This window comes from Bifidobacterium primatium (genome assembly GCF_002802875.1).
Lineage (GTDB): Bacteria > Actinomycetota > Actinomycetes > Actinomycetales > Bifidobacteriaceae > Galliscardovia > Galliscardovia primatium.
The window spans coordinates 58,336-71,187 of record NZ_PEBI01000003.1 but is presented as its reverse complement, the minus strand read 5'-3'; the positions used below and the strand labels follow the sequence as shown (position 1 = coordinate 71,187).

At 61.2% G+C, this 12,852-nt stretch carries 10 protein-coding genes; 4 read left to right on the top strand and 6 right to left on the bottom strand.

The features are described 5' to 3' along the window. Positions 1-132: 132 nt before the first annotated feature. The gene (gene tal / locus CS006_RS06360; protein WP_100510986.1) at positions 133-1,236 is read right to left on the bottom strand and encodes a transaldolase; all 1,104 of its coding nucleotides are present in this window, start codon (positions 1,234-1,236) and stop codon (positions 133-135) included. A gap of 172 nt (positions 1,237-1,408) precedes the next feature. After that, positions 1,409-3,514: a transketolase gene (gene tkt, locus CS006_RS06355; RefSeq protein WP_100510985.1), complete on the bottom strand. Its 2,106-nt coding sequence runs from the start codon at positions 3,512-3,514 to the stop codon at positions 1,409-1,411. A 292-nt stretch (positions 3,515-3,806) separates the two neighbouring features. Here tkt and hrcA point away from each other — a divergent pair, with 292 nt between their 5' ends. The 4 genes from hrcA (at position 3,807) to CS006_RS06335 (ending at position 7,461) form a co-directional block, all read left to right on the top strand. Continuing rightward, positions 3,807-4,910: a heat-inducible transcriptional repressor HrcA gene (hrcA, locus tag CS006_RS06350; protein ID WP_100510984.1), complete on the top strand. Its 1,104-nt coding sequence runs from the start codon at positions 3,807-3,809 to the stop codon at positions 4,908-4,910. A gap of 56 nt (positions 4,911-4,966) precedes the next feature. Further along, the gene (dnaJ, locus tag CS006_RS06345; protein ID WP_100510983.1) at positions 4,967-6,118 is read left to right on the top strand and encodes a molecular chaperone DnaJ; all 1,152 of its coding nucleotides are present in this window, start codon (positions 4,967-4,969) and stop codon (positions 6,116-6,118) included. A gap of 169 nt (positions 6,119-6,287) precedes the next feature. Continuing rightward, positions 6,288-6,728 carry an FHA domain-containing protein gene (locus CS006_RS06340; protein WP_100510982.1) on the top strand — a complete coding sequence of 147 codons (441 nt, stop codon included), beginning with the start codon at positions 6,288-6,290 and terminating at the stop codon, positions 6,726-6,728. Between the two features lie 64 nt (positions 6,729-6,792). After that, on the top strand, positions 6,793-7,461 hold the full coding sequence (locus tag CS006_RS06335) for a MerR family transcriptional regulator (protein WP_100510981.1): 669 nt from the start codon (positions 6,793-6,795) through the stop codon (positions 7,459-7,461). Positions 7,462-7,759: 298 nt separating this feature from the next. Here the strand turns inward: CS006_RS06335 and CS006_RS06330 are convergent, their stop codons facing one another. The 4 genes from CS006_RS06330 to CS006_RS06315 all read right to left on the bottom strand — a co-directional run bounded on the left by CS006_RS06330 (position 7,760) and on the right by CS006_RS06315 (position 12,687). Beyond that, positions 7,760-8,476 carry an HAD hydrolase-like protein gene (locus tag CS006_RS06330; protein WP_100510980.1) on the bottom strand — a complete coding sequence of 239 codons (717 nt, stop codon included), beginning with the start codon at positions 8,474-8,476 and terminating at the stop codon, positions 7,760-7,762. A gap of 88 nt (positions 8,477-8,564) precedes the next feature. Beyond that, the gene (locus CS006_RS06325; protein ID WP_100510979.1) at positions 8,565-8,912 is read right to left on the bottom strand and encodes an RNA polymerase-binding protein RbpA; all 348 of its coding nucleotides are present in this window, start codon (positions 8,910-8,912) and stop codon (positions 8,565-8,567) included. 89 nt (positions 8,913-9,001) lie between these two features. After that, positions 9,002-11,647 carry a DEAD/DEAH box helicase gene (locus CS006_RS06320; protein ID WP_100510978.1) on the bottom strand — a complete coding sequence of 882 codons (2,646 nt, stop codon included), beginning with the start codon at positions 11,645-11,647 and terminating at the stop codon, positions 9,002-9,004. Between the two features lie 2 nt (positions 11,648-11,649). After that, on the bottom strand, positions 11,650-12,687 hold the full coding sequence (locus CS006_RS06315; protein ID WP_100510977.1) for a diacylglycerol/lipid kinase family protein: 1,038 nt from the start codon (positions 12,685-12,687) through the stop codon (positions 11,650-11,652). Positions 12,688-12,852 lie beyond the last annotated feature (165 nt).

The window sequence follows — 12,852 nt, the reverse complement described above, 5'->3', positions numbered from 1 at the left end:
TAATATGATGCCGATATATATGGAACAAATAGAATAATGATAAGGGCTCTGATTCCTTGTGCAGGAACCAGAGCCCTTATATTCATCAATCATATGATGCCGGAGAACCGATCACATGACCTTTCTGGAATCTCAGCCGTTGACGCGGTCGATACCGGCCTGCACGTCGGCGAGGACGGAATCCCAGGACTTGATGAAGGCGGCGACACCGTCGGCCTCGAGCTTGTCGGTGACGGCCTTGAAGTCGATGCCCAGATCGGCAAGCTTGGCCATGACGGCGTGGCTCTCCTCGTAGGTGCCCGGGATGGTCGGGGCACCGTTGCCGTGGTCGGCAAGGGCGTTCAGGGTCTTCTCCGGCATGGTGTTCACGATGTGCGGGGCGACGAGCTCGTCGACGTACACGCAATCGGAGTAGGCCGGGTTCTTGGTGCCGGTGGAGGCCCACAGCGGACGCTGCTTCTTGGCACCCTTGGCTTCGAGAGCGGCCCAGCGCGGATCCTCGGCGAACTTCTTCTCGAACAGCTCGTAGGCGAGACGGGCGTTGGCGATGGCGGCCTTGCCTTCGAGGGCCTTGGCCTCATCGGTGCCGATCTCCTCGAGCTTCTTGTCCACGGCGGTGTCCACACGGGAGACGAAGAAGGAGGCGACGGAGCCGATGTGCTTGAGGTCGTGGCCGTTGGCGTCGGCCTGGGCGATGCCCTCGATGAAGGCGTCGATGACCTGCTCGTAGCGCTCGAGCGAGAAGATCAGGGTGACGTTCACGGAGATGCCCTTGGCCAGGGTGGCGGTGATGGCCGGCAGACCTTCCAGGGTGGCCGGAATCTTGATCATCGCGTTCGGACGGTTGACCTTCTCCCACAGCTCCACGGCCTGCTTCTCGGTGGCTTCGGTCTCGTGGGCGAGGCGGGGATCCACCTCGATGGAGACGCGGCCGTCGACGAAGTCGGTCTTCTCGGCGATCTCGCGGAAGATGTCGGTGGCGTTGCGCACGTCGGTGGTGGTGAGCTCGCGGATGGCGGTCTCAACGTCGACCTTGCCGAGCTCCTTGAGCTGGGCGTCGTACGGACCGACCTGGCTCAGGGCCTTCTGGAAGATGGACGGGTTGGTGGTCACGCCGACGACGTTCTTGTCGGCGATGAGCTCCTGCAGGTTGCCCGACTCGATGCGGGTGCGGGACAGATCGTCCAGCCAGATGGAAACGCCGGAATCGGACGTGCGCTGGGTTGCTTCAGTCATTTCATTTCTCCTTGATGAAATCTCGCCCGGATTTCCTTTTCCTTTGAGCGAGGAAGCCGTCCGTCGGAGACGGGCCGAGGGGAGTGGGCTGAGATTGCTTCCCTCGGCCAGATTGCGTCTGACGGTTCCTCGGAAAAGGAAACCACGTTCATATGGTGATTCGGTTATGGAATCAGGCGGCCTGAACCTCGGCGATGGAGGCCTTGGCGGCCTCGACCACGTGCTCGGCGGTGATGCCGAGGTCGATGAGGTTCTGAGCACCGTCGCCCTGCAGACCGAACTGCTCGATGGAGACGGGCTTGCCGTAGGAGCCGAGGTACTTGTACCACGGCATCGCCACGCCGGCCTCGACGGACACGCGGGCCTTGACGCCGGCCGGCAGCACGGCCTCCTTGTACTCGGCGTCCTGCTCCTCGAACCACTCGAGGGACGGCACGGAGACCACGCGGGCCTTGATGCCTTCCTCGGCCAGGGTCTTGGCGGCCTTGACGGCCAGCTGGACCTCGGAGCCGGTGCCCATGAGGATGACGTCCGGAGTGCCCTCGGTGTCGACGAGCACGTAGGCGCCCTTCTTCACGCCGTCCTTGGCCTTGGCCGCGGTCTCGGCGAGCACCGGGATGCCCTGGCGGGACAGCACCATGGCGGTCGGCAGGGTGTTCTTCTTCTCGAAGAAGTAGCGGTAGGCCTCGGCGGTCTCGAAGGCGTCGGCCGGGCGAACGACCTCAAGCTGCGGCATGGCGCGGAAGGAGGCCAGGTGCTCGATCGGCTGGTGGGTCGGGCCATCCTCGCCGACGGCGACGGAGTCGTGGGTCCACACGTACAGGTTCGGGATCTCCATCAGTGCGGCCAGACGGACGGCGGAACGCTCGTAGTCGGAGAACATGAAGAAGGTGCCGCCGAACGGACGGGTGTAGGAGCCCAGCAGGATGCCGTTGGTGATGCAGCCCATGGCGAACTCGCGCACGCCGAAGTGCAGCTGGCGGCCGAACTCGTTGCAGACCGGCCACTGCTTGGTGGCGCATTCCTCGGGAGCGAAGGTGGCGGCACCCTTGAGGTCGGTCTTGTTGGAGCCGCCGAGATCGGCGGAGCCGCCCCACAGCTCGGGCATGACGGCGGCGATGGCGTTGAGGACGGAGCCGGAGGCGCCACGGGTGGCGACGCCCTTGCCGACCTCGAACGTGGCTTCGAGATCGTCGATGGCCTTGTCGAAGCCTTCCGGCAGCTCGCCGGCCTTCAGACGGTCGTACAGGGCGGCCTTGTCCGGGTTGGCCTTGCGCCAGGCCTCGAACTTCTCGTCCCAGGCGGCATGCGCGGCCAGACCACGCTCGGCGACCTTGCGGGCGTGGGCGAGTGCGTCCTCGTCCACCTGGAAGCTCTGCTCCGGGTCGTAGCCGAGCAGCTTCTTGAGGCCGGCGACGGCCTCGGCGCCCAGCTTGGAACCGTGGGAGGACGGGTCGTTGGTCTTGCCCGGGGTCGGCCATGCGATCAGGGAGTGAACCTTGATGAGCTTCGGCTGGTCGGGGGCGGCGGCCTCGGCCTTGGCGATGACGTCGGCCAGGCCCTCGACGTCCTCCTTGTAGGAGCCGTCGGGCTGGATGAAGCTGAATTCGTCGGTGTACCAGCCGTAGGACTGGAAGCGCTTGAGCACATCCTCGGCGAGCACGAGGTTGGTGTCGCCTTCGATCTGGATGCGGTTGGCGTCGAAGATCACGGTCAGGTTGCCGAGCTTCTGGTTGGCGGCAAGAGCGGCGGCCTCACCGGAGATGCCTTCCTCGATGTCGCCTTCACCGCAGATGGCCCAGATCTTGTGGTAGAAGGGGGAGTCTTCCTTCGGGGTCTGCGGATCGAGCAGGCCGCGCTGGAAGCGTTCGCCGTACGCGAAGCCGATGGCGGAGGCGAAGCCCTGGCCCAGCGGACCGGTGGTCATTTCGATGCCCGGGGTCAGACCGTACTCAGGGTGGCCCGGGGTGCGGGTGTCGGCGCCGCCGCGGAAGTGCTTGAGATCGTCCAGCGTCAGACCGTAGCCGGAGAGGTACAGCTGCACGTACTGGGTGAGGGAGGCGTGGCCGCCGGAAAGGATGAAGCGATCGCGACCCTCCCACTTGGGATCGTTCGGATCATGCTTGATGAAGTGCTGATAGAGGGTGTAGGCGATAGGCGCCAGCGAGACGGGGGAACCGGGGTGGCCGCTTCCGGCGTTCTCGACCGCATCAGCCGAAAGAACCTTGGCCATCTTGATGGCGCGCTCGTCCAGTTCGGTCTCCTTGAATTCGGTCATGGATCAACTTTCCTTCCAATCGGATGGAACCAACGCGCACGTTCAAATTTGTGAGCGTACACATCGTACGTATTTCAACTAGAACGTGCATATTGGCTTCATTTGCCCTTTTATGGTATCCCAGCGCGAAGACTTCACGACACATTTCCTATCGCAGCATGTTAGAAAAATGTTCATCGATGTTCATTTAAGTTTGTTTACGCCCTCGGCTAGCACTCGAAGCCACCGAGTGCTAAAAATAATGGGGATACACAACCGGACTTTGCCAAGATAACGATTTAAGGAGGCTTGCATGACGAACGAACGACGCATGTCGGTACTCCGCGCCGTCATTGAGGACTACATACGAACGCATGAACCGGTGGGGTCGGCGGCGCTCACACGCGGCCATGACCTCGGCGTCAGCTCCGCCACCGTACGCAACGACATGGCCGCCCTGGAGGACGAGGGATATCTCATCCAGCCGCACACCTCGGCCGGTCGCATACCCACCGAAAAGGGGTACCGCTACTTCGTGGACAAGCTCGCCACGGTGGTGCCATTGTCCAAGGCACAGAAGCGCGGCATCCGCAGCTTCCTCTCCGGGTCGGTGAACCTCGACGACACCCTGCGCCGCTCCGCACGGCTGCTCGCGCAGATCACCGGGCAGGTGGCCGTGGTCGCGTCCCCGTCGCTGGCCCGTTCGGCGCTCCGCCATCTTGAGATGGTGCCCATCTCCTCGGCCACGATACTCGTCGTCGTCATCACCGACACCGGCAGGGTCGAGCAGCGCACGATCATCGCGGCGGAACGGCCCGGCGACGACACCCTCGCCCGTATAAGCGCGAAGATCAACACGGCATGCACCGGCCGTTCGCTGCGTCGTGCCGGAAGCGACATCCGCATGTTCGCAGGCGACGAATCGTCTCCGATCAACCGCTCGCTTCTCGAGGCTCTGGCACGGGTCTGCGACGAACTCGCCACGCAGGAGCAATCCAGCAACCTGTATATGGCCGGCACATCGCAGCTCACCCACCGTCAGGTGGTCGACATGAACGTCATCGCGCCGCTGTTCGACGCATTGGAGGAGCAAGCGGTCATCATGCGGCTTATGACGGCGCTCAGCGAGGTCACGCAATCCCATGGCGTCGGCATCGCCATTGGATCCGAGACCCATACTCCCGGACTCATGAACGCCTCGGTGGTCACCAGCGGCTACGGACAGTCCACCGCGGACGACGGCGGAGCCTCGGGGCAGCCCTCCGGCAACGCGGAGCCGGTGGCCTTCATCGGCTCCATCGGACCGACGCACATGGACTATGCGACCACCATCTCCGCCGTACGCGCGGTGGCCAAATACCTTACGGAGTTCATGGCCAACGAGGAGAATTCCCCCGATGACGACTCCACAGACTAGTCTTATGGCACAATTATCGACGGATATCACAACGACAACCACAGGAAAGACCCACATTGGCTGACTACTACAAGATATTGGGCGTGAACCAGAACGCCAGCGAGGATGAGATCAAGAAGGCCTATCGCAAGATGAGCCGCAAGTATCATCCGGATATCGCCGGCCCCGAATTCGAAGACAAGTTCAAAGAGGTCAATTCCGCCTACGAGGTGCTTTCCGACCCCGACAAGCGCCGCATGTACGATCAGGGCGTCGACCCGAACGACCCGAACGCCGGAGGATTCGGTGCAGGCGCTGCCGGCTTCGACATGGGAGACATCTTCGGTCAGTTCTTCGGACAGAGCTTCGGCGGGGGAGCGCAGGGGCCGATTCCGCGCACGCAGCCCGGCCGGGACTCCCTCGCAAACGTGACCATCGACCTCAAGACCGCTGTGTTCGGCGGCACCGCCCATGTCGACATCCGCACCATGGCGCTGTGTCCCGACTGCAAGGGCAGCGGCACCGCCGGCGGCTCGACGCCCACCACATGCCCGGACTGCCAGGGACGAGGCTTCGCCCAGAAGGTCGTACGCACCATGCTGGGACAGATGATGACCTCGGCGCCCTGTGACCGATGCGAGGGCCATGGCACGGTGATCGACAATCCCTGCCCGTCGTGCATGGGCCATGGCAGGATTCGCTCCAAGCGGAGCGTGGGCGTGTCGGTTCCCGCCGGCATCACCGACGATACCCGTCTGCGACTGGCGTCCCAGGGCGAGGTGGGCGAGGGCGGCGGCACCGCCGGCGACCTGTACATCGACGTCCATGTGGCGCCCGACAAGAACTTCGTGCGCGAGGGCGACGACCTTCACTGCTGGATCGAGGTGCCCATGAGCTGGGCCGTGCTGGGTCATTCCCTCAGCATCGACACCTTCGACGGGGAGCGAACCATCGACATCCCCGCAGGATCCCAGCAGGAGGACGTCATCACGCTCGATGGTCTCGGCGTCACCCGTCTGCGTTCCAAGGGGGAGCGCGGAGACCTCATCGCCCACGTCATCGTCGTCATCCCGACGAAGCTCGACGATGCCGAGCGCAAGCTCATCGAGCAGTTCGCCGAATCGCACGACGGCGACGCCGACCCAAAGCGCATCCCACGCAATTCCCAGCCCCGCCCGGCATCAAAGCCGAAGGGATTCTTCTCCAAGCTTCGTGACGCCCTGAGCTAGAGAAGGATGTCCGAACACCGTTCGCCCTCTCCGTCACATGCACGGAGAGGGCGAGCAGGTCCCAACAAACCCCAATCCACGCGGATGAGAGGCGTCGCGACATCAGGAACCGGGACCGAAATGAAATCCGTCGCAGCGCTTATATCACCGCCTATGTAGAATGCATACTATGACTGATCCGATTCCAACCGCCGGCGAAACCACCATCATTGGCATCCCGGCCATTCATATCCCGATTACCACAGCGGGGGACAGGCCCCTCACCCAGCAGGACCTGGACACCATCGCACGCCTGAGCGACAATTCCGCGCTGCTGATCTCCACCCGCGGAGCGGTTTCCGGCTCCCGTTATCTTCTGGATGAGGACGTCGTGAACGTGGGCCGTGACCCCCATTCGGACATCCTTCTTGACGATTCCACGGTCTCCAGGGCACACGCCGTGTTCCGTCGCGTCAACGGGCGTTTCACCGTGCAGGATGCGGGCTCGCTCAACGGCACGTACGTCAACCGCCAGCGCGTCGACGAAGCCGTGCTCAACAACGGAGACGAAATCATGATCGGCAAGTTCCGTCTGGTCTTCTTCACGAAATCCGCCGTCGTAGCCGCATAAACCGTCTCCCTGCGGCTAGACTGTGAACAGCAGACAGTTTCAGCCGTACGGGAGGGTAACGGTGATGGACGGAGCAAACAACGAAGTTCGGTTGAGTCTGCATGTGCCCTTGCGGGAACGTACCAGCCTGGGCGCTGCAGACGCCGTTCAGGGACAGTTATTCGAAGGCGGCGACGCCCGCCACGAACGCCGTGGCTACCGCGGAACAGTGGCCTCACGTGTAGCCGGCATCACATATCGCCAACTGGATTACTGGGCCCGCAGACAAATAGTTGTACCCTCCATCAATCCTTCGCATGGCTCGGGCTCCAGACGGCTGTACTCGTTCAAGGACGTCGTCATACTGGCGGTATCGAAGAAGCTTCTTGACGCAGGTGTCAATCTGCAAAACGTGACCGCAGCCATCGACTGCCTGCAGGATCACACGGCCGCTGAACTGGAGAACATCACCATCATGTGCGACGGACAGACCGTGCACGAATGCACGACCGACGAGGAGGTCATCGCATTGGTGCGTGGGGGAGCCGCCGTATTCGGCGTATCCGTCGGCGCACTGTGGCATCACACCAAAGACGCCTTGGACATCGAGGAATTCGTGGACCTGAGTGCCCGGCAACATGATGCCCGACGCAGTCAGAAGCTTGATGATATCACCCGTCGGCGCATACAGAAGATGCGGAAGACCAAACATGCAAGCCGAAGCGAAGGCAGGGCTCGAATCGCTGAGCAGTAGTCATCACAGTCATCACAGGATATTGGCTAAATGGCCGGGAAATGCCGATTGGGAGCCAGAGGCCGAATACGAATAATCCGGTTCGGTATTTATATCTACTGCAAATCTGACATAACATACGTTATCGGACAATCATAATCATTTGCATACCAGCATCATTCACATACGTTGTTCATCGCACAGAACGTATCGGACAATAAAAAAAAACAGACGCAACGTGTTTCATGGACGGTATTCTTCCAATTCGCACATCGCGTCTGGCCAAAGGTCGAATCCCATGAAAGGATTCCCGTTCGAATTATTCGGCGAAGAACGTGTCGACGGCGCCGGCCAGCTGGTCCACGGTGTCGATGATCATCGACGCACCATGGTCTTCCAGTTCGTTCGGTTCGGCATAGCCCCATCGGCATCCGATGCTGCCGATGCCCGTCGCCGCGGCACCGTCCATGTCGGTCCAGCGATCGCCGACCATTACGGCCTTGTCGCCGACGGATTCGTCGTATCCGATGCACTCGAAGCAATATCGGATGACCTGGTCCTTGTCCAGACGCGAGGAATCCATGCTGGCTCCGTATACGCCGTCAACCATGCCGGTGATGTGGAAATGGTCGCAGACGGCAATCGCCTGAGGCTCGGGCTTGCAGGTGGCGACGGCCAGATAATATCCCTTCTCGCGCAGACGCTCCATCTGTTCGGGAATTCCCGGATACACGGAGTTGTACAGACGTCCGGGAACCTTTTTGCCGGGTTCGTTGGGATCGTCGAAGACCTCGGCGGTCGAATAGTAGTAACGATATACCTCAACGGCCTTGTCAAGATCCTCGCCATGGATTCCGTTTCGTTCAAGCGACTCCACGATGGCGGGACCGATGAAACGGTGCAGTTCCTCATCGTCCGGCACGGGACGGCCCACCGCCTCGAAGGCCTTGGCCACGGCGGCGAAGATGCCGGGATGAGACTGGGTCAACGTGCCGTCGAGATCCAGCAGGACGACGTTCTTCGGATGATCGATCATGTTCCTCTCCCCTGTGTCGTGTTTCATATTCCGAACGAACGATGATGCCCGGCCTACGTATCTGGCGTAAGCCGGGCATCATCAACGTTTATTCGTAGTCCGGAATCCAGCCTTCGCGATGCATCTTCAATCGCTTGTCGAGCAGTTCGCTGAGCTCTTCCTCGGTGCGTCGCTCAAGCAGCATGTCCCAGTGGGTTCGGGTCGGCTTGGCGATCTCGTTGGCCTCGTCGTCCTTGGCACCCTCCCTATGGGCGGTCTGTCCGCAACGGCATTCCCATTCCTCCGGAATCTCCGCGCCTTCGGCAAGCGGAAGAATGGTGCGGTGGCCCTTGGGGCACACGTAGGCCACATCGTTACGAGCGGCGAAATCGACGTTGTCGTCCGATTCCAGTGATTTTGCGCCGATGCTCATACCACGGAGCGAGCGTTCAGCCATTAGTTGCCCTCCTCATTATCGAATAACCGTATCCACGCTACAAAACAGCAAAGACCTTCGTTTTATTCCAACGGCTTCGTACGTTTCCCTCACTCGTCGTCCTCGGATTCCCGAGCGTCCCGGACCTGTTCGTCGATTCCGGAATACGATACGAGACCGCGGTTGATGAGGTCGGCCGCCGTTCTCGCCGTGGCGGCGGTATCCTCGCCGTCGATCGGCATATACGGTCCCGTAGAGCCGATCTGGCCAAGGATGTCCGTCAGCCGCTTGCAGGTGCGAACGAAGTCTCCACCCGTCATATCGGTACCATCCAGCACTTCGGAGAGTTCCCCTCCCCTGGCCCATACGTAAGTGATGTCGACCATGCCGAAATTGAGCTGGTTCAATGGTTCGAGGCCCATGTCCTCACACAGGACGCTAATGGAATAGCATATCCGTCGTATCTGGTCCGCCGCCTTGGCAACGGGGCCCGAAGGACCGTGCGGGTACTGTCGGGGCTCCCCCGATTCTCCACGACGCGGCTCATAGACGAAGGCGCTCATCAACGCCGCGAAATCGGCCGGCTTGATGCCGTCGAACACACCTTCGGCAAGGCATTGGGCAAGTACCAGGTCCTGTTCGCTGTAGAGCCGACGAAGCAACTGCCCCCTCTGGGTGAGCGTATAGTCCTCGGGTCGTCGTTCATCCCCACGACCGTCGGCGTACTGGGCATCGAGGTATCCCATGTTCTGCAGGATGGCGCATATCGTATCGAACCTGCGGGCGACCGATCCGGTACGGGAATCGTAACGGCCCTTGACACGTTCGAGTTCGCGCGTCTCCCTCATCCATCGGTGACCCCAACGCATGTGCTGAGCCAGGTCGCCGCATTGGCGGCAGGGATGCTCCTTGTCGAGTCTGCGTAGTTGCGCTATACGCTCGTCGAGATCATGAAATGCCTGTTTGCGTGCGGCGTCCGAATGAAAATCACGATGCTTGAGCTCGCGCCTTTCGTTGCGTTCCAAATCGGTCAGGCGCATACGGATGGTGAGGAATTCCCTGAAGTCGCCCTGACTGCATTCGAAGGCCCGTTCATAACCGTTCAACGCGTTGTTCAGTGTTGTAATCCGCTCTTCCAGGGCCTCTGCGGATTCGTTGGCCTCCCATTGGGCGAACGAATGGTCGAGCGTTGCGCGGGCAGTGTGATAGTCACTGGAATTAAGCAGATTCACCGCCATGTTGAACGTCGGGCGGAAACTTGAATGCAGCGGATACACACGCTTCGACGACAGGGCAGCCGCCGTCTGGGGCTGAAAGCCACGATGATCGACGACAACGGCGTGCCCGATGGAATCGATGCCTCGTCGCCCCGCTCGCCCAGTGAGCTGCGTGAACTCTCCCGGAGTGAGCGGAACGTGCCCGATGCCGTTGAACTTCTCGAGCTTCTCCACCACCACACAGCGCGCGGGCATGTTGACGCCCAATGCCAGGGTCTCCGTGGCGAAGACCATCTTGACCAGGCTTTCCTCGAACAGCTTCTCCACGATTTCGCGGAACAGGGCGATCATTCCGGCATGATGGGGCGCGAATCCCTCCTCCAACGCGAACCGGAAGCGCGAGAACCGCAGCGTCTTCATCTCATCGCGGGTCAGCCGGCCGTCGACCATCTCATCGACGATACGGCGGATGCGGCGCGCCTCGTCGACCGTGGTGAGCTCAAGCCCTGCGTTGATGCATTGCTGCACCGCCATGTCGCATCCCGTACGGGAGAAGATGAAGTAAATGCCCGGCAGCAGGTCGAGATAGTTCAGTTCGTCGACCACTGCCCATCGTTTCGGCGTATAACGCTGCACGGAGGATCCCGAGCTCCCTCGGCCGCGATGACGGCGTCTGCGGTCCTCGGGACGCCCGCCCCTGCGTTCGGCCTTACGGTCGAGTTCTGCGATGCGGTTCACCAGACTGGGATTCAGCTGGGTACTGGTTTCGGAACGATACAGGTCATAGATCTCCGGCTCGTGACGCTCGTCGGGCTGCACCATGACATGCTGCCTCAGCGGGACCGGACGACGTTCGGAGACCACCAACGCGGTATCCCCTCGCGCCGACTCAATCCACGCGGAAAAATCCTCCACGTTCGACACCGTCGCCGAAAGGCCGACGACGCGCACCTGCTCGGGAAGATGAATGATGACCTCCTCCCACACCGGCCCGCGAAAACGGTCGGCCAGATAATGCACCTCGTCGAGGACGACGTAGCGCAATGCCGTGAGCGTCGTCGAGTGTTCATACAACATGTTGCGCAATACTTCGGTGGTCATGACGACGATGTCCGCCTCGGAATTGATGGAGGTGTCCCCCGTCAGCAGACCGACCCTGTCCGAACCGTATATGGCGACGAGATCATGGTACTTCTGATTACTCAACGCCTTGATGGGTGTTGTATAGAACGCCTTGACATTACGGTCCTGGGCAAGGAACACCGCGAAGTCCGCGATCACGGTCTTGCCCGCTCCCGTAGGTGCGGCGACGATAACGTTCTCCCCGTCCTCCAACGCATCGATGGCCTGACGCTGAAAGTCATCAAGCGGAAATTCGAGCGTATCCGCAAATCGTTGCGCCACGCTCGCCCTTCGCTGCCGACGTTCCTGGAACGCACGGTAGCGGGCTGCAGGGCTTGACGAATCCTCCTGCATCGATTGCTCAACATCCTGTTGTACGTTGTTTCGTTTGCCACGATGATGGTGTCGACGAGCCATATCTACTCCCCCAATTTATCGTCCGATGATGACCGCCACTGGCGACGCACCGCGTCGGGAACCAGCAGCTTCAATGCCTTGCGATGGGCCTCCACTCGTACCGGAAGCGTACCGACAATCTCGCCGTCGGCCATAAGCGTGGGAGGTTTTCCTCCCTGCAAGCCATAGTCGAGCGTTATCTCACGGATGCGCCGATATCCGATAAGCGGGTCCCCGGTATGGACTCCTTGATAGGCCTTGGCGAGAATACGCAGGGCCTGTGGCACGGACGGCATCCATTTGATCCAGAGCATCTCCAATATGCCGTCGGCAAGATCGGAGTCCGGTGAGGCCTCGATGCCGCTGCCGATGTACCGGCCGTTGGCGATGGTGATCAGCGGGGTGGACAGCTCGTATTCGCTACGGAATCCCTCCTCGAACGTCACCGCCACGTGGAATCCATAGTCGGTGACATGCGACGCCTCCCATATTCCGGCCTCCATATATCTCAGGCCGCCGAATGGCAACCTGGAATGGTTGGCCCGGCTGTTGATCGCGGCATCGATCGAGCAGTTCAGCATGCCGGCGAAGAACGTGTTGACGCGGCGGCCCCCGTCTTCGGCCGAACGAACATGGCCGAGATCGATGTTGATCGCCGAATGCTGGCATAGGGCCGCCATGATGACTTCCACGGCGGCGTCGATATGGCCGATGGGCATGCCGAGCCCTCGCGCGAAGTCGTTGCCCGACCCACACGGGATGATGCCCAACGGTATGTCTCTGTCGGCCACTGCATTGATGCCGAGAGACACCATGCCATCCCCACCGACCACAACCAAAGCCTCCAAACCGGGAATGGGACGGCTTGCATTACGCAATGACTCGAATCGTGTTCCACCGGTAATGTCAATGACGTCGTATCCCAGTTCGCCACCACGCCGCCGCAGAAGGTCGAATGCGGTGCGTCCGGCGAATCGGCCGCGCCCCTTATCCGATGCGGGATTCGTCAGTACGGCGATGATGGGACGCCTTGTCGGCGTCGGGTCGGTGCGTTTAGGCATTGAACTCTTTCCAACGGCGCCATACGGCGACGTGTCGGTCTCTTACGACGTCCTGATGCCGGACGACCTCGGCATGGGCTTCGGCATACCGGTCTGCGGCCACTCGCAACGGTTGTGTGTATAGCGGGGGCTCAGGGCGACGGGGAGCTGTCTCCTGTTCCAACT